This is a genomic window from Pseudobacillus sp. 179-B 2D1 NHS (assembly GCF_045370945.1).
Classification (GTDB): Bacteria; Bacillota; Bacilli; order Bacillales; family Domibacillaceae; genus Pseudobacillus.
Map to the genome: position 1 here is coordinate 40880 of NZ_JBIQDP010000025.1, position 18263 is coordinate 59142.

Genomic DNA, 18263 nt, shown 5'->3' on the forward strand with positions numbered 1-18263 from the left:
GGTTGTTGATGTCTGCTGGGGGCGGTCCAAGCCTCCTCGTTGCATGCGCTCCTGCGGGGTCTCACCAGAATTGCCGGGTTCACCCGTCTATCGCTACAACCAACTCTTTAACAGAGCCTTATTTATAAGCAGACATAAGCCTGTTGCGAGCAGAGTTTTGTCGATGATGGCTGTAATTTTATCGTTTACGGGCGAACCAGTTGATTCCAAATATGCGTCACGTATATGTTGAGATCACTTTGCTTACTCCTTCTTTACATCTTTCACAACAAATTCCCCGTTTGACTGACTGTTATCAATGGTAATAATAAGTGAATTTGTCTCTCTCGGAACATTCAGCACTTTTACTTTGAGGATAATTTCATACTCTACCCCCGGCTTCATTTCTTCTGATGGCTCGGGTAAAGCCGCTTTTTTTATTGAAAGAATACGTGCATGTTCAAATTGCGGGAACCTAACATTGTAGGCACTTTTTATGGATTGCGATATTTGGGCATGAAATTGGGCAACCAGCACTTCCTCCATGTCCTCATTACTGACGCCTTGAGCAGTTACATTCATCATGCTGCTGCCTAAGAAGATAACAACAAACAAAGACAGAGAATAAGCTATTTTTTTCAAGAGACTCACCTTTCTTTCTTCTTTAACTTTCCCTAATGGTTTCTATTCATAAGCGTTAACTTATACCACTTGCAAAGTGTGGCTATTCTAAAAGAAAGACGGATAGGAGGCGGACACATGATTTATGAGCACTCTCATATTAAACACCACGTAATGCAACAATATGAGGATTACTTGCGGTTATTTAAAGATAAAGTAGAAAGAGAATACGTACAGACAAGGTTTGGACGAACACATGTATTGAAACTCGGCAAAGAGGACGGCAAACCGTTATTCATTTTCCACGGCGCCAATTGCCTGAATCCCATGACACTTTCCTGGTTTGAGGGATTGTTTGCTGATTATAAAATTTATGCGCCGGATACAGTCGGTCATCCCGGTTTCAGCGATGAAAGACGAATCAATCCTGAAGATGACAGCTTTGCCTTATGGGCGAACGACTTGTTGGACTATTATGGGATTGAATCCTGTGCCTTTGCCGGTGTGTCTTACGGAGGCGGCATCGTTTTACGGCTTGCCGCTTTTTATCCGGAGAAAATAAACTGCGCTATCCTCGTTGTTCCGGCCGGGATCAGCCCTTTCTCTAAATGGTGGACGATAAAGAAAATGCTCCTTCCATTTACACTTTACCAATTGAACGATTCAACGAAGCAAATTGAAGCGGTGGCTGATGCCATGTCTGCGGGTGAAATGAAAACGATAGACAGAGAAATCATCGCCACAATCTTTCAACATGTCAAGCTTGAGCATGATTTGCCCAAATTAACGACAACACAAGAACTTCAACGTTATCACTCACCCACAATGGTGATTGCCGGCATGCAGGATGTTTTCTTTCCTGAGAATAAGCTATTTCAGAGGGCAGCCCCTCTCTTTGGAGACCTTCTTGAATGGCGAGCTTACAACATGGGACATTTTCCTTCAAGAAAACATATCGAGAGAATGAATAAGGACATGTCTGATTTTTTAGTTCGTCATTACCATTTAACCGACTGATCCCTCCCTGGATTTTCATATTTTTATGGTGTTTTCTGTTAAAATACTGATTACAAAACAGTTATTTTATACAGGGGCGGGATGCATGAAAAATAAATCCATCTACAGGAGTGAGCGAGGAAAACAGCTTATTCTTGGAAAGTATGAAGAGTACCTGCAATCATTCAGCTGTAAAATACAGAGAGAATATGTGCCGACAAGATTCGGCCGGACACATGTCTTAACGATGGGAAAAGAAGATGGAAAACCATTATTTATCCTTCAAGGTGGCAATTGTATTAACCCGGTCACCTTGTCCTGGTTTGAACACTTGCTCAGTAAATATAAAGTATATGCTCCCGATACAATCGGACATCCAGGTTATAGTGATGAAACGAGGATATCAGCCAAAGATGAGAGCTTCGCGTTGTGGATCACTGATCTTCTTGATCATTACCACATTGAGCGCTGTGCCTTTATCGGCCCTTCATATGGGGGCGGGGTTATTTTGCGGCTGGCAGCTTTTCGTCCCCAACGAATTGCCTGTGCTATACTTGCTGCTCCAGCAGGCATCAGCCTTGGTTCAAAAACAAAAATGATCAAAGAGATTATGATGCCTTTACTTCTTTACAAAATGAGCGGTTCAAAAAAACACCTTGCCTCCATTGCCAATACGATGTCTTGGGGCAGCATGAAAGCAATGGATAGAAAGATCATTGGGATGATTTTTAAGTATGTTTCTCTTGAGCAGGACATGCCAAAATTAACAACGAAAAGTGAATTAAAGCATTACCATTCTCCGACTTTGCTGATTGCCGGAAAGACTGATATTTTCTTCCCGGAGGATGCCTTATTAAAAAAAGCGGTTCCCCTTTTTGGGAACCTGCTGGAGTGGCGGGCGTATGATATGGGGCATTTCCCTTCCTCTTCACATATTGAGATCATCAACCGTGATATCGTCGCTTTTCTGGCTGCACACTATTCATCTGTCGAGAACTGAGGTGCTACTGATTCTTACGTCCATAAGCTAAGAAGGCAGCCCATTCTCAGGCTGCCTTCTTAGTTTTATCATTCAATATCCAGTGACATGTCTCTCTTCTTGATCTTTAAAAAAAGCAGATAAAGGATACCGATGCCAAGCCAAGAAAAGCCAAGTTGCTTGGAAAGCGGATCGAGATTGAACCACACATAGCCAATAATAATGAACCCAATCAAAGGTAAAATTAGATGGCGCACATAATCTCTGCTCTTCTGCTTACCCATGTAATAGTTGATCACAGATAGATGCAAAAACAAGAAAGATGACAATGCCCCAAAGTTTACTACAGACGCCAGCTTATCCAGCTGCGAAGAGAAAAAGAATGTTACAATAATAGAAATAACTGCAATGACTATGGTGCTCGTGTAAGGTGTATTATATTTAGGGTGAATTTTCGCTAAGAATACCGGCAGCTTGCGGTCACGCGCCATGCTATAAAGAATGCGCGAAATGGCGGCTTGGGCCACAAGTGCATTGGCGATTCCCCAGGAAAAGACTGTGGCCAACAAAGTCAACATTTTCAGCCAGGGTCCGCCGACAACTTCGGCAACTTGGTAAAAAGCGACGTCCGGATTTTTAAATGTTTCATAATCAGGCCAAATTAATGCTGCAACCCATGTTTGAATAATGAATAGAATGCCGACGGTTAACAGAGCATACACACATGCTTTGCCAATTGCCTTGCTTCCTTCTTTTGATTCTTCCGCAAGGGTAGAAATACCATCAAAGCCGAGAAAGCTCAACACGGCGATTGAAACAGCCCCCATAACTACGCTCATACTAAATTTACTCTCATCGTAAAGCGGTTTAATGTTGAACTCCGCCCCGTTGACTCCTTTTACAATAGCGAGTACACCTACTGTGATAAAGATAGCTAAGATGAGCAACTCAATCACAACAATAATTTTATTTGCCTTAGCGGTGAATTCAATGCCTAAAATATTGATTAATGTATTAATCGCAATAAAGGCTACTACCCATACGAGCATCGGAACTTGCGGAACAACATCGCTCAAGGCTGCTGCGCTGACTAAATAGAGCAAAGACGGAATGAAAACGTAATCTAGAAGAATGAGCCAGCCAGCGATAAATCCTACCGATTCGTTGATTCCTCGCTGGGCATAAGCATAGACAGATCCGGCAATCGGAAAAGCTTCTGACATGCGAGCATAACTAAATGCAGTAAAAATCATGCCAGCCATTCCGATTAGATAAGCAAGGGCCACCATCCCATTCGACCCTTGAGCCACCACACCATAGATTCCAAAAGGCGCAATGGGGACCATAAAAACCATTCCGTAAATCAATAAATCCCAAAAGGACAAAGAACGCTTCAGACCTGGCTTACCCGAGTTTGGAGGTAATGATGATTGTGCCGCTTTAAGTGCCATCCCTTATCCCTCCTGAAAAATTTCTTTGATGCCAAGCTTCTTCAAAATATCTTTAGAAAGAAAACAACGAGCTGTTTTTAACGGATCAACAATCTGGCTTACCTGCACATGGCCAGTCGCGCTTAACAGCATCGTCACTTCGTCAATCTTCATACTTGTACGTTGCAATAAATAATCAACTAGGTGTTCTACTGATTGATCAGCAGCTTCATCAAGTGTTTCTTTAGAAACGAGAAAAGCAATTCCTTCCTCATTTTCAACAAGGGGCGTCTCGATCGATGAACCTTTAATGACTCGTAAGGTTACTGTGACCTTTGCGGGAATTTCTATCCCTGATACGCCAACTTCTCCGTCTCCCATAGCCGCATGGACATCCCCCAAAGAAAAGAGAGCTCCTGGATGGAAAACAGGAAAATAAACCGTTGCCCCCTCGGCGATTAACGTTGTATCCATGTTGCCTCCATGATCCCCTGGTGTTCCGCAGGGCACCTCTCCCTCTTTAGGAGCCACACCGATGACCCCAATCATCGGGTTCAAAGGCAGTGCTATATCTTTATTAAAAATGGCTTTTCCATTTTCAATCGGCACCACTTTCACAGAAAACTCTTCTATACGGTGACCCATAGTTCCTAATTGCGGTCCCGTTGCCATCACTCCCTGTTTTTCAAGCTCAATCTTATGGATTGTCACGGACAAAATATCTCCCGGCTCTGCATCTTCTATATAAATAGGACCTGTCGCTGGATTAATTTGCGACCAATCAATTGCATTGAATGCAGTATCAGCAGAAGTAATTTGATTAAGAAAACAGTCATAAGTGTCAATCACTACCTCTGTGCCAGAGGCTACTCTTAAAACAGGCGCATGTGTATGACTCATTTCATAAATATACTTTTGACGTGTAAGTGTTTCAGCCACGATTGTCATCCTCCTTTTTATTCATTATAAAAAAAGCGAAGGAGGTTGATTTTCGAAATCTTGCCCATATTTTATGAAAAGTTATCCTTTTCTGAAAAATTAGATAAAAAGATGCTTCCTCCCAACGTAAAGGCCAGAATAATCCCCCATTGAAGCGAAAGGCTCGTACTCTTCGTCAGAGTATAAACAGTAACCCCTACGGCCCAAATGAAAGCCATCGCCAAAGGAGCGCTGATATTTATACGCCCGCTCTTTCTTAAAGACGCCCATAGCGGGATAGAAAAAGATAAATAAAATAAGATATACATGAACAGAAACCAAAAAAAGAAGCTTGGCAAGAGAACTTGCAGACTTAGACAAGCAACAGCTATCCCGATGGCAAAATAATAGATTTTCTTTGTTGTTACCTGTTTGTCTGCCGTTTCCATCCAATGAATAAAAATAGCTGTCACCGAGAAAAGAGAGAGACCAACAGAGTGTACGAGACCTACTAGCCAAATAATAATCATCAGTATAGAAGCGGCTTCATTGTGAGCTTCCATTATCTTATTTAAAATCACCGGAAAAGTAGGTGTTACCCCCTTTCCCAATAGATAAACCGCATACAAACATAACGAAAAAGGAACAGCTGCTGAACAAAAGAGGGAAAGCTTAATAGAGGAGGCTAAATGCTTCTCTTTAATTGAAGAAATAACCTGCCAAAAGAAGACGTTCATAGAAAGCTTTCCGGCAAAAGCTATCACACAGGCTGTTATCCATAGCCATTTTCTTTCATAGGTCAATGATTGGGCCACTCTTTTGTAATCATTGAATATCGCATTTGTGCCCTCCCCTAAGTAAAGAAGCAGGGAAATAAGGATCACCGATGCACTGCTTATCCATAGAAGCTGCGTTCCCGCCTTATAAATGGTAGTCATCCCGCCAAGTCCTGCTATAATTAGGCCAAACATAAAAAGCAACATGATAAAGAAAAAAGCATTCTTCCCGAAGCCTTCATTCAGCAGAATATTTGCAAATGCTGGCTCCAGCAACGCCCCTTCTAAATTTGCGATAACCATTAATAATAGAAAGAAACGATACCCATTTGCAGAAAACTTTTTTTGATAGTAAGACAAAATTCCTGATTTGTGGTCAAGCTGGTGGCTAATTCTTTTTATTATCTCTTTTAAAAAGAAGTACAGGGCTATTATTGTTCCTGCAAGAAGAGCTATCCCGATAAATATCCCAAAATGATAAGTAAGAAAGATCGGCAACCATACAGCCCAGCTACTAAAAAAAGAAAGCCACAGTAAAACCGTGCCTTTTTGAATGCCAAGAGCTTTCCCCGTAGAAAGGTAATCCCATGCACTTTGATGTTCAGCTACCCGATCAATGTTAGCCATCACAATAGCTGTCCCTAAAAATAAGATGACATACCAGTCAATCATCGATCAAACTCTCCTTGTATTGCCTCGGCGAAAAATGGACGAGTTTTTTAAATGTATAATTGAAGTGGTTTTGGCTCGAAAACCCGGTCTCTTCTGCAATTTTACTCATGCTCCAATGAGGCTCCTCTTTTAAAAGCTTTTTGGCTTTTTCAATTCGATACTTGACCAGATATTCCTGAAAGCTGACACCTAGCTCTTCGGAGAATTTACGACTTAAGTAGGTTGGCGCTACATGAATCCTCTCTGCCAACTCAGATAAATTTAACTTGGTCTGATAATGTTGATGAATAATAGCGAGCGCTTCTTGGATGGGCGGTGAACCTTCTAGGTAACGGTGCTTTTCTTTGAAAGCATCCAACACATGATAAAGCTCTTTGCTGATCACTGGTTTAACAATATAGTCAAGCACCTGCAAGCGGATCGCCTGCTTAGCATAATCAAACTCTTGGAATGCTGTGATTAATATGCATTCAGCCTCGTGTTCGTTGCGTATATATGCGCAAAGATCAAGTCCTGATTCTCCCGGCATATGAATATCGACTAAAGCCAAATGGATAGATTGGCTGATTAAAACTTTCCTCGCTTGAGCGGCGTCTTCTGCTGTAAAAACCGACCATAGCGGATACCTTTCACCAATGAGAAACGCCAATTACTCTAATTCTAACGGTTCATCATCTACCAGTAATATGTTCATGCTCTCCCCCCTGGTGTATATGGCCACTGCGCAGTCACAACGGTTCTGTCTTGATATCTCCTTATGTTGACATCTGTATGTAAATCAAATAATAAGCGAAGGCGCTTCCTTATATTATCCAAGCCGATTCCTTTCTGTTCATGGGTCTTTACCATCGTTTCTGGGCCATTATCTATGACCGTTAGGACGACCCAGCTTCCTTCTCTTTTTAAGCGAATCAACAATGTCTTCTCCCCTGCCTTTTTTTCAAGGCCATGTTTAAAAGCATTTTCTACAAATGTTTGCAGCATATAGGGCGGAAGATAAGTTGGCAAGGCTCGGTCATCAAGATCAAATTCAACACTTAACTTTTCACCAAATCTAATCTTCTGTACAGACAAATAGTGATTGGTGTATTCTAGTTCCTTTTCAAATGAGACGAGCGCATCTTTCTCGATATATTTGTAGCGCAAAAATTGAGAAAATTGCTCCATCGCCTCCACTATATCTTTTGTTCGTCCTAAACGCCCGAGCGACAACATCGCATTCAAAGAGTTGAACAGAAAGTGAGGCTGAATTTGCTGGCTCAACTGCAAATATTCCATGCTTTGCAGTTCCTTCTCCATACGAATCTGTTTATTCTCCAGCTGTAAATAGTCAAATTCCCTCTCAAAAAATCCAAGTAAAAGTAAAATAACAAGGCTGGCAATGGGCAACCCGAGGCAAAGAAAGACGATGGAAGTGAATAGCAATGAGCTCACCTTGAAGCCCTCCATTTTTAATTTCCTGTTTAGTAACGTTTTAATTTAGTTTAACACTTTTTCTAGAGCCCCTTCTATGAATAATTTTTGAAGCCATCAGAGCTTAAGATCGCTTCCCCTTGAAAAATTTATGGCGCTCTTACATTCAAACGAACGTAGCGCAAGGGAGCTATCACAAATAAAGAGCTGTTTCGAAGATCAGCATCACACTGACTTTCAAAACAGCTCCACTCGTTTTACTTCTTATTTTTCTTATTTTTCTCTTTGTTTGCAGCGTCTGCACGGTTAAATTCACTCTGGTACAGCACCTCTTGTGTGTTGCTTAGCCCATTGCTTTTATCCGTCATTTTCTCATGCGGTTCTTTTCTAGCCACTGTTTATTCTCCCTTCCTCTTTTAGGTCATGTTCTATTCATTACTGTTCCCAGAGGAGAGGTGCTTTAAACGAACGGTTTGTGTCAGCCACGCGGCCATAAAATTACAATTACACCCGCTAGGCAAATCAAACCGCCAATCCAATCAAAGGAATCCGGCGTTTTCTTATCTATCCACCAGCCCCATAACAGACTTAATACCACAAATATTCCACCATAGGCAGCATATACTCGACCGAAGCTAGGAAACAGTTGCCAAGTCGCAATTATTCCATATAAAAACAGCGCTGTTCCCCCGAGAAAACCGAACCATCCTGGACGCCCTTCGCGCAGCCACTGCCATATTAAATATCCTCCCCCGATTTCAGCTACACCTGCTAAAATAAATAAAACTATTGCTTTTATCACTTACATAACTCCTTCTCGAATAGGTATCTATAATGTTAAGTCCAGATTATTTTCCACTCGCTTGATTCTCTCCAATTTTTTCGCTTGCCCCCTTCAAACCAGCGGCTTTTTAACAGGCTACCAATTTTCTCATTAGCTTATAACAATATACTTCTATGTACAATGCTTCACTTTTTCATTCGTTACTCTTCTTTCTCTTTTATGCAAATAAAATAGCTTGCTTGGAGAATAGCCACTCTTCAAGCAAGCTGTTTAAACAGGGAAACTATTTGACGATTAATGCCGGGCAATTTACTCTTTTCATGACTTTATGACTGACGCTACCTAACACCATCTCTTGGAATGAATTAAGCCCGCGGCTGCCAATAATGACGAGGTCAAAGTTCTCTTTATTTGCATATTCAACAATAACGGGTCCTGGCTCTCCATGCAAAATTTTCACTTCATACGCTATATGCTGTGATTGTAATTCTTTTTCCACCTGACGAAGCTTTTCCCGCCGGGAGAGCTCCAGCTCTTCTTTTCCTTGGGAATGAAGGATAGCGCTTTTTGATTTTGAATAGTCAGCCACATAAACAACCTCAATTTTGCAATCTTTTACGAGGAAAGCAATTGTAGCAGCTTCCCGCGCTGCTCGCAGGGAATTCTCTGACCCATCTGCAGCTAGTAAAATCTTTTTATACATATTGTCACCTCATTCGCTAAATTAATGAGGCATTAATCTAGCGTTTTTGTGTACAGCTAGCTTGTCAACGATTCTTTGACTGGACGAGTTCAATCCTTTAATCGCCACTTTATTATTTCTCTCATTGTATTTCATCATGACCTTATCAATTGCTCCAACGGCGGAGTCATCCCAAATATGAGCACCTGAAAAATCAATGACAATCTTTTTATTCTCCACCGTAAAATCAAAAATATCTACAAAGTTATCCGCAGAGGCAAAGAATAATTGACCTTCCACTGTAAACAATGTATGCTCTTTTTCTGCTTGTTTATTGATTTTTATTTTAGAGATTTTAGCTGTAAAAAAGATTGCGCTTAAGATCACTCCAGCAATTACTCCCTTAGATAAGTCATGAGTTGTAACAACAATCGCCACAGTGACGAGCATCACAACTGCATCTGTTTTCGGTGCTTTCCTTAAGTAAGAGAACGATGACCAATCAAACGTTCCGACAGATACCATAATCATAATTCCCACAAGGACCGGCATCGGAATCTGTACAACAAGATCCCCTAATACTATAATTAGAAACATTAAAAATGATCCTGCCACTAAAGTAGATAACCGGCCGCGGCCGCCTGATTTGACATTGATAACAGACTGGCCAATCATCGCACAGCCAGCCATTCCGCCAAAGAAGCCTGTTACAATATTGGCTACTCCCTGGCCTCTCGCTTCCCGATTTTTGCTGCTTTCGGTTCCTGTCATATCATCAACAATCGAAGCAGTTAACAATGATTCGAGTAGGCCAACGATGGCAAGAGCAATAGAATAAGGAAAGATAATAGCGAATGTTTCAAATGTGAAAGGCACATCTGGAATGAGAAACTGCGGCAGTTGTTGACTAATGTTTCCCAAGTCTCCTACTGTTCGCACATCTGCTTGTGTATAAATAGCTGCCACCGTCAAAACGAGGATCGCGATTAATGGTGCCGGAATGATTTTGACAAATCGAGGAACAACATACACAATAACTAAAGTAATAGCAACAAAAATATACGTTAGAGTTGAAATGCCAATGAAATTCGGCACTTGGGCCATAAAAATTAAAATAGCCAGCGCATTAACAAATCCGATCATCACGGCTCGTGGAATAAACTTCATGAGCCTCGCGATTTTAAATACACCAAATAATATCTGAATGATACCTGTCAAAATCGTGGCGGCCAGCAAATAATTAAGCCCGTATTCTCTCACGAGCGGCCCCATTAATAGCGCCATGGCCCCAGTTGCTGCTGAAATCATAGCCGGACGGCCGCCAGCAAATGAGATAACAACAGCCATCGTAAAGGAAGCATATAGTCCTATCATCGGATCCACTCCAGCGATAATGGAGAAAGCAATCGCCTCTGGAATAAGCGCTAATGCCACAACGATACCGGCAAGAACATCTGCTCTTATATTAGAAAACCAATCTTTTTTTATTTTTTCTATCATCTTGTTTTACCCCTCATTTATAGTAGGATGTTTTGGCTTTTCACTCTCATGAAAGCCGGGCCGATAGGAACAAAAAACAGTCTATCATCTTTCTTCCCAAAAAGGAACCCTTTTGGTGCCTTTTTTTGCACACCAACCTGGTTATAGAGGAAGTAAAAATGCAGGCAAAAGTTACTTTACATACTCTCAGGTAAACAGCCTGAAACTTTTACACTAGTTAGGGGAATCGTTATGTTAATCGGATATATGAGGCCATATTATGAAGATCAAAATTGCGACAGCCAAGCACAGCTTTTAGCAGACTGGTCATGTGAAAAAATCATTAAAGAAGAACATTCATCTGCCAAAAAGAGAAAGGCCCTTGAGCAGATGATTAAGGAACTTCATCCCGGAGATAAAATTATCGTGGCAAAACTTTTTGCATTAGCTGACTCCACTCGCCATTTAGTTGAGCTCTTGGAGACATTGGAGATGAAGGGAGCATTTATTCAATCACTAAAAGAGGAAATTGATACTAGCCACGAAAGCGGCTACCGGTTCAGTGATATTGTTAAGCACCTTGTTGAGTTTCAAAGTGATGTGATAAGCGAAAAGACTAAAAGCGGTGTCCATGAAGCGAGGCAAAAAGGGATTGCAACCGGGAGACCGAGAAAGCCGGATGAAAATGTCAAGAAGGCTATCCGAATGTATCAAAGCAAAAAATATAGCCTAAGTGATATAAAGGAAGAAACAGGGATTAGCAAATCCACATTATATCGATACTTGGAAAGCTAGCGGCTTTCCTATCCTCAAAAGGGCGGCCCAAACAATAAGACGGCCGCCCTTTTCCCCTATTCGAATGGTTATATCTCTACCTTTGGGATAGCATTGGCTAAATCCTCTCGTAGCAACTGGCTCAAGATTTCAACGACCTTCGGCTGGAATGGGTCCGTTGTTGTCACTAAGGAAAATTTTCTTTTTACCGGCGCTTCTTTTACTTTTAAAATGACAAGTGAACCAGCCATTGCTTCTTTTCTGATTGCCCATTGTGACAACAATGAGATGCCCAAACCGGCTTCAACGGATTCTTTTATAATTTGTGTGCTGCCAAACTCCATTAATTGTTCAGGCGGTTGTTCAAATAGCTGAAACATTTTTTCTGTTGCTTCCCGTGTACCTGATCCCTTTTCTCGAACAATCCATGTCTCCTTCTCTAACTCGGCCAGCTTAATGGACTTTCTACGAGCGAGTTTATGTTGAGCAGCGGCCACCACATACATTTTGTCTTCAGCGAATGGTTCAAAATTCAGCCTTTCATGCTTGAATTCTCCTTCTACAATCCCAACATCTAATTGATGCCTGGCGACTAAATGTTCAATTTCCTTTGTATTGCCAATCTTAATAGCTGGCTTAATGAGCGGATAATACTTACTCAAATAAGCAATAATATGAGGCAGCACATATTCACCAAATGAATAACTGGCCCCTATCGATAACTCCCCGCTTGCCTTGTTCGTTAAATCGTCTACTAAACACTTCATTTTAGTATATAACCCTGTGATTTCCTTCGCGTGATGGTAAACGATCTCCCCTGCTTTATTTAAGCGGACATATTTATTCGTGCGATCTAACAGCCGCGATCCAACTGCACGCTCAAGCGCTTGGATGCACTGGCTGATCGCTGGCTGCGTCATATGCAATTCCTCTGCTGCCCGAGAAAAATTCTTTTTTTCTGCCACTGTAATAAAAACAAGCAAAAGTTGATCCATACATATGTTTCTCCTTTCTCATTTTATTATGCATTTTGCTTATTATCACTATCATAATGATTTATTTTTCTTATAGCAAATCATCCTTTAAGATAAAATTACAATCTATTTTTGTGGAGGGATTGAAATGTCTATGCAGAATGTTCAACTCAAAAAAAAGCTTGTCCAGCCAAAGGGCAAGACAGCTTTTCTTCTTCCATGGATCGGCGGGATCTCCTTTACGTTTCTGATTGCTTTGCTGGGATACTTATTAGCTCAGGTGCCTGGGTTTGATCATGTCGGCCAGTTAGCCTGCGCTATCATAATTGCTGTTGCGTATCGGCAATTACTCGGATATCCAGAAGTCATTCGTTCCGGTATTGCTTTCTCCTCTAAAAGACTGCTAAGACTGGCAATTATTTTATATGGATTGAAACTAAATATTAGTATGGTTCTGCATGAGGGTCTTGGGCTGCTCGTACGGGATGCGGGAGTCATCATTTTTGCTATCTTCTTAACGTTAGGAATCGCTAAATTGCTTAAAGCTGATCAAATGATTTCTCTCCTTCTCGGTGTCGGTACGGGTGTTTGCGGAGCAGCTGCTATTGCAGCGGTGGCTCCTATCGTCAAATCAGACGATGACGATACGGCCATTAGTGTCGGAATCATTGCATTGGTCGGCACAATATTTGCTATTGCCTATACCATCTTACGGCCGTTTCTTCCTTTATCAGCGGTTGACTATGGCATCTGGTCAGGCATCAGCCTGCATGAAATTGCCCATGTAGCCTTAGCAGGAGCACTGGCCGGCCAAGAAGGGTTAGCTATGGCCTTGCTCGCCAAATTGGGGCGTGTCTTTCTACTCGTTCCGTTATGCTTTATTGCTATGTATTTGATGAAGCGCAAATCAGCGGAGAATCACTCCGAAGCAAAAGTGGAATTCCCGTGGTTTTTAATTGGATTTCTTGTGATGAGCCTTTTTGGGAGCTATATTCTCGGCCACTCTATTCACGTTTCAGACGAGACAATGAACGGAGTAGCTAATATGACAACTTGGCTTCTGACAGCAGCTATGGTGGGTCTCGGGTTAAATGTGAATCTGCGGGACTTACGTACAAAAGCGTTCAGGCCTTTAATCGCTATGGTCCTTACCTCTGTTTGCTTATCCATCCTTGCTTACTTTATCATTTAGTGAAGCCGCTCATGTTCGTATATTCGTCATCTGTATCTTTTTTCATTCATCACATGATGCAGTTTATTCTGCTTCTTTAGCTAACAGCTTATTCTCACTCAGAAACTGCCCTGTACGAAAAACTGACTCGCCCAGGGCAATTTCTATACTAACCCGCAGATGTTCTTCCGCTAACCCCGTCACTAAAAAGGCTTTTATTCATATTTCTTAAAATGGATCTCTTATGCTTGCTGACTGATTGAACAATTTCATTCAAAATGCTCTGAAATGCTATATATTTTCTATTTGTTTGGAAATTATTCGCAAATCTTGTCTATTTTCTACTGATTCTCTTCCATCGATTAGGTACAATAAAGAAAAGGAGGAAGAATAACGATGAATTATAAAAATATTTTAATTGCAGTAGACGGTTCGGATGAAGCAGAACAAGGGCTTCAAAAAGCGATAGAAATTGCCAAGCGTAACGAGTCCTCCCTTCATATTGTACATATTGTTGATAATGGCTATTTCGCTTCAGTGGAAGCACTGGCCCATGCTTCTATTCCTGATTATAATGAAAAACAAGGGCAGGAGCTTCTCGCTAGGTGCAAGCAAGCAGCAGAAGCAGCAGGCGCTCCGAAAGTTTATACAGTAATGGAAGTCGGCTCGCCAAAGTCATTGATTCCAAATCAGATTGCCGATCAGGTGGAAGCGGATTTGATTATTTGTGGAGCAACCGGCATTCACGGAGTAGAACGTCTTTTCCTCGGGAGTGTTTCTGAGCGTATTACCCGCACAGCTAAATGTGACGTTCTTATCATTCGCAGTAACGACGTACATTAACACTAAATGAAAAATCCAGCCACACGTTTTCCTGGCTGGATTTTTATTTAATAACCCCGGTGCTTTTTATCGTCACTTTAGCCTCTACATCAAATTTTAGCCGCGGATAAATCCGTTGCCATTCTGCTTCAAGATCTCGGTTATGAAGCCTTGTAGCCTTATAACGAAGACCAAATCCTAAAGGATCCACCTCATTTTCTTGCAAGAATTCCAGGAGATGAAGCGCTCGCCTCTTCACTGCCTCGCTCGCGTATTTACTGTAAAGGCTTAGCTTTTCAGGCGGTACGGGATGTTGTGATTCTTCTATGATCCCGTCAATATCCACGGTCATTTTTAAAACAGGTGCTTGATTGGCGGGTGTCAGTATTTTATACTTTGCCTGTACTTTGCCAGCTGCAATCGTAATATGCACTCCCTTCTTTTTTACAACAATGTCTGCCCTTTCCTCCCTGCCCGATATAAGGTTGTAGTATTTCGTTTTTTCTGGGGTTAACTTTACCTTTTTCCTGCCCTCCTTGAAAACAATGGTCTCGTTCGTTCGATATTCTTGCCCCTTATCTGTTGCTCGAATAATCGGCAAAATCGGATCAAGACCAGTCTCAAATAGCCGGCGGGCAAAGTCGTACACGTAGGTTGTCACAATATAGACGCTTTCTGTCCCTTCATCAGAGAAGATGTTGAACAAGGCGTTGGAGCCCGGCACGTCAGTAGTCGGATTTGTTTTTAAAACTTTTTCCGCTGAAGGGTCGCCGACCGCTACCCAGGCAATTCCCTGAAAATCTCTTCTTCTTAAGAAAATATCAAATGTTTGTCTCGCGTCATGTTCAAGGATGTTTTTTCCTAAGAGAATTACTTTTGCATGCGAAAAGTCCAATTCTTTATCGGTATGTGTTTTTAACATTCGAACCCCTTCTGCCAGAGTAGCGGACTCGATAGACAAATAATCATACGTTGGTTTTGGAGCTTGCTTGAATGCTCCTGTCGGCACTACTAACTTTAAGGTAATACGATAGGGTTTCTTTTTGTCTTTTGTCCCATCTACACCAACCGCAACAACAAACCCCCTCTTATCAATGTCTTTAAATCCACACCCCGATAAGATTGCCAGACAGGCAAGCATAGAAATAACAAGAAAAAGTGTTTTTCTGCTCATGCCTTCGCCCTCCTTCTTATCCACAGAAGACTAAGCAATAGGACAAAGATAAAAGGAAAGACCAAGTCAAGCGCGTATTCTGTATACGTATACAGTTGGAATTCCGTTAAATAAGGAATAACAATCAGACTGCAAACCCAAAAAACAGCCACAAACAGCCAAGGAGTAAGATTGTAACCTTTCCATTGCAATTTCTTAAACCAAATAATATTTTTGAGTAACTCTATGGCGACATGCCAATGAATGAGTATACTTAAAAAGGCAATCGATAAGCTTAATAGGGCGAACATAAAAAGAACGCGCTCGATAAATCCAAACTTCATCCGAATAGAGTCAGCTGTAAGGAACCAGGGATGGACAAGAAGATCAATATTCTTGAACCCCTGGAATCCAATTGGAATGAAATAAGAAGTAAACAAAGCGAATATTCCGGTTATGACTATAACCAGCAGTTGCTTCCACGACATCGTTTGTTTATTAGTAAACACCCGATTGAAAATAATTAAATTCGCCGGTCCTAAAACTACATATACAGCCGCAGCAAATGCCGGGTAATCTGGCATATGTTCGATATACATCATCGCTTCTCTCACGAAGTCCCAATTCATCCCTTTATCTACATACATTTTCGCAAAAATAAAAATCGTAAAGGGAATGCTGATAAGAAAGACAACCTCCACGGTATACAACACGCTTTTGGAATTCATCAATATACCGAAGGAAACAAACACCAACATCATGGAAATGATACCCATAATTGGCATGTCGGGGTTTAAAAATCGCTTTAGCAATTGCGAATAAGTAATAAGGGTAATTAAACCCGCTGTAAACCAGACGAGCACCGTACAGAAGAGAAGAGGCTTGGCAATCCATTTACTAGTGTATTCTTTTAACAACTCGGGATAGCCTTTACCGGGAAAGCGATTAAATATCCTCGTCATCCAGTACATAACCAAGCTTCCTGCACCGAGAGAAAGAATCATCGACACGATGGCTCCTTCCTTTCTTGCCTCGAAAAGTACCATCGGGACAGAAGTAATAATATGAGCAACCATATTAACAGCAAGCAAGTAATAAAAATAACGATTCATATTTATATCCCTTCATTTTCATTCGCTTTTTTCTGCACAAATAATTTTAAATAAGGCTCGCCAAAGCTGTTGACATGCGTTAAATACATCACCAAGCCGACAACTCCCAATGTCAATCCGGCTACTCCTGAAACGGTTGCAATGGCGAGCAAAACATACTTCATTACCCTTACAGCCGTGTTCATCTCATTAATCGGAATGGCAAAGTTGGAAATGGCCACCGCGGAGATAATAATGATCATAATATTGGAAACCAAAGCCGCTTCTGTTGCAGCTGTCCCCAAAATTAAGCCGCCAACAGTGGTCGCCGTTCCACTAATTACTTTTGGCAGCCGGACACTCGCTTCAATCAGCAATTCCATAATAATGAGCATAAACAATACCTCAACAAAGGACGGATAAGGAACCCCTACCCGGCTGCCAGCTACAGACATGGCAAGCTGCACACGGAAAATCTCTGGATTGTATGAAGTGACCGCCACATATAAACCAGGCAACACCAAAGAAAGAAACATTCCCAAATAACGGATTCCTTTTAAAAATTTCACTACGAAGTACGGGTAATAGTTGTCATCCATTGCTGATAAAAAGTCGAAAAAAACACATGGAGCAATAATGGCAAATGGATCTCCATCGAGAAGGATGACTATTTTGCCGCCAGACAAGTTATAGACAACTCGGTCTGTTCGTTCTGTCACCATCATTTTTGGAAACAAGGCATACTTTTTTTTGTTCATCATTCTTTTTAATTCTACTGTTGATTGAATGATGGGTTCTTTTAGTTCCTTCAAGTTCTGTCTGATATTATCCAGCATTCTCTCACTAACTGTTTCTCTGTCGTATATTAAAGCCAGTGCCTGATGAGATTTAGATCCGACTTCAAGCATTTCCACTGTGAGCGTCGGCTCATGGTACCGCTGCCGAATAAGATTGACATTCGTTTGTATATCTTCACTAAATGCATATTGTGGCCCTTGTGTGGTAGTTTCAATAGCAGCTTCAAGAATATTGTTTGTATTGACCTTCTTGACGTCAAATAAGAGCAGCTGACCGCTTACAGCAACAAGCACACTGCCTTTGGTTAACTCGATCATTAAGTTTTCCCTGGAAGTGACTTCCTGCTGGCTAGGAAGTGATTGTAAGTATGCCTCATAATGAGCTTCTGAATCCATTTCAAAAAAAGGCTTAATAATCAGCTTTTGCAGCTCATTACTGTCTACGACTGTTTTAATAAATAAAAGCGTAGCCTCTTTTCTTTCAATTTTCATGTTTTTCTCTACAAAATCTGAATTTGGCTTCAGCTTTCTTGATAACCAGCGAATTGTGTCAAGTGCTTTAGCTGAACGTTGCATCCTTTCACCTAATCTCTGTTAATAATTAATCAAACATTTATCAGCCTGGTGTCCTGTTAATTCCTTTTAAAATTTACATATCTTAGTCTCAGCATCCCGCACCTTGTTTATACATAACTAAACGACAAAAAAGACTGATCCGGACAGGGCTCCCTGTCTTTGGATCAGTCTTTTCG

The 18263-nt window shown here is 41.3% G+C and carries 19 protein-coding genes; 5 read left to right on the top strand and 14 right to left on the bottom strand.

The genetic code is table 11. The features are described 5' to 3' along the window. Positions 1–243: 243 nt before the first annotated feature. Entirely contained in the window at positions 244–621 is a 378-nt protein-coding gene (locus tag ACH0BF_RS19975; RefSeq protein ID WP_406910132.1) for a hypothetical protein, read from the bottom strand. Positions 622–738: 117 nt separating this feature from the next. Here ACH0BF_RS19975 and ACH0BF_RS19980 point away from each other — a divergent pair, with 117 nt between their 5' ends. After that, positions 739–1617 (top strand): alpha/beta fold hydrolase, encoded by an 879-nt coding sequence (locus ACH0BF_RS19980; RefSeq protein WP_120034449.1) that lies wholly within the window; start codon positions 739–741, stop codon positions 1615–1617. An 85-nt stretch (positions 1618–1702) separates the two neighbouring features. After that, a complete protein-coding gene (locus tag ACH0BF_RS19985; RefSeq protein ID WP_340852539.1) occupies positions 1703–2596 on the top strand; it encodes an alpha/beta fold hydrolase in 894 nt (297 codons plus the stop codon). 68 nt (positions 2597–2664) lie between these two features. Here the strand turns inward: ACH0BF_RS19985 and ACH0BF_RS19990 are convergent, their stop codons facing one another. The 9 genes from ACH0BF_RS19990 to ACH0BF_RS20030 all read right to left on the bottom strand — a co-directional run bounded on the left by ACH0BF_RS19990 (position 2665) and on the right by ACH0BF_RS20030 (position 10750). Beyond that, a complete protein-coding gene (locus tag ACH0BF_RS19990; RefSeq protein ID WP_340852538.1) occupies positions 2665–4026 on the bottom strand; it encodes an APC family permease in 1362 nt (453 codons plus the stop codon). A gap of 3 nt (positions 4027–4029) precedes the next feature. After that, positions 4030–4944, bottom strand: a complete 915-nt coding sequence (locus ACH0BF_RS19995; RefSeq protein ID WP_406910133.1) for an acetamidase/formamidase family protein — start codon at positions 4942–4944, stop codon at positions 4030–4032. Between the two features lie 71 nt (positions 4945–5015). Beyond that, positions 5016–6371: a hypothetical protein gene (locus tag ACH0BF_RS20000; RefSeq protein ID WP_340852536.1), complete on the bottom strand. Its 1356-nt coding sequence runs from the start codon at positions 6369–6371 to the stop codon at positions 5016–5018. After that, positions 6364–7020, bottom strand: coding sequence for a response regulator transcription factor (locus tag ACH0BF_RS20005; protein WP_406910134.1), 657 nt, complete (start codon positions 7018–7020; stop codon positions 6364–6366). Before ACH0BF_RS20005 ends, ACH0BF_RS20000 begins: the two co-directional genes overlap by 8 nt. 41 nt (positions 7021–7061) lie before the next feature. Next, the gene (locus ACH0BF_RS20010) at positions 7062–7805 is read right to left on the bottom strand and encodes a sensor histidine kinase (protein ID WP_340852535.1); all 744 of its coding nucleotides are present in this window, start codon (positions 7803–7805) and stop codon (positions 7062–7064) included. Positions 7806–8041: 236 nt separating this feature from the next. Next, positions 8042–8179 (bottom strand): YfhE family protein, encoded by a 138-nt coding sequence (locus ACH0BF_RS20015; protein ID WP_259455603.1) that lies wholly within the window; start codon positions 8177–8179, stop codon positions 8042–8044. Positions 8180–8262: 83 nt separating this feature from the next. Further along, positions 8263–8586 carry a YnfA family protein gene (locus tag ACH0BF_RS20020; protein WP_120034472.1) on the bottom strand — a complete coding sequence of 108 codons (324 nt, stop codon included), beginning with the start codon at positions 8584–8586 and terminating at the stop codon, positions 8263–8265. A 265-nt stretch (positions 8587–8851) separates the two neighbouring features. Continuing rightward, the gene (locus ACH0BF_RS20025) at positions 8852–9271 is read right to left on the bottom strand and encodes a universal stress protein (protein ID WP_340852532.1); all 420 of its coding nucleotides are present in this window, start codon (positions 9269–9271) and stop codon (positions 8852–8854) included. 21 nt (positions 9272–9292) lie between these two features. After that, a complete protein-coding gene (locus ACH0BF_RS20030; RefSeq protein WP_340852530.1) occupies positions 9293–10750 on the bottom strand; it encodes a SulP family inorganic anion transporter in 1458 nt (485 codons plus the stop codon). A 231-nt stretch (positions 10751–10981) separates the two neighbouring features. Between ACH0BF_RS20030 and ACH0BF_RS20035 the strand changes: the two genes are divergently transcribed. Next, positions 10982–11524 (top strand): recombinase family protein, encoded by a 543-nt coding sequence (locus ACH0BF_RS20035; protein WP_120034478.1) that lies wholly within the window; start codon positions 10982–10984, stop codon positions 11522–11524. Positions 11525–11592: 68 nt separating this feature from the next. Here the strand turns inward: ACH0BF_RS20035 and ACH0BF_RS20040 are convergent, their stop codons facing one another. Further along, on the bottom strand, positions 11593–12498 hold the full coding sequence (locus tag ACH0BF_RS20040; protein ID WP_340852529.1) for a LysR family transcriptional regulator: 906 nt from the start codon (positions 12496–12498) through the stop codon (positions 11593–11595). A 133-nt stretch (positions 12499–12631) separates the two neighbouring features. On the opposite strand from ACH0BF_RS20040, the gene ACH0BF_RS20045 reads away from it, so the two are divergent. After that, entirely contained in the window at positions 12632–13669 is a 1038-nt protein-coding gene (locus ACH0BF_RS20045) for a YeiH family protein (protein ID WP_406910136.1), read from the top strand. 375 nt (positions 13670–14044) lie between these two features. Further along, positions 14045–14491: a universal stress protein gene (locus ACH0BF_RS20050; RefSeq protein WP_340852528.1), complete on the top strand. Its 447-nt coding sequence runs from the start codon at positions 14045–14047 to the stop codon at positions 14489–14491. A 43-nt stretch (positions 14492–14534) separates the two neighbouring features. On the opposite strand, the gene ACH0BF_RS20055 is transcribed toward ACH0BF_RS20050, so the two are convergent. From ACH0BF_RS20055 to ACH0BF_RS20065, 3 genes are read right to left on the bottom strand one after another with little or no spacing between them, the layout of a single operon-like run. Beyond that, the gene (locus ACH0BF_RS20055) at positions 14535–15644 is read right to left on the bottom strand and encodes a Ger(x)C family spore germination protein (protein WP_340852526.1); all 1110 of its coding nucleotides are present in this window, start codon (positions 15642–15644) and stop codon (positions 14535–14537) included. Further along, entirely contained in the window at positions 15641–16735 is a 1095-nt protein-coding gene (locus ACH0BF_RS20060; protein WP_340852524.1) for a GerAB/ArcD/ProY family transporter, read from the bottom strand. The genes ACH0BF_RS20055 and ACH0BF_RS20060 overlap by 4 nt, the downstream gene beginning before the upstream one ends. A gap of 2 nt (positions 16736–16737) precedes the next feature. Further along, entirely contained in the window at positions 16738–18087 is a 1350-nt protein-coding gene (locus ACH0BF_RS20065) for a spore germination protein (RefSeq protein ID WP_406910135.1), read from the bottom strand. Positions 18088–18263 lie beyond the last annotated feature (176 nt).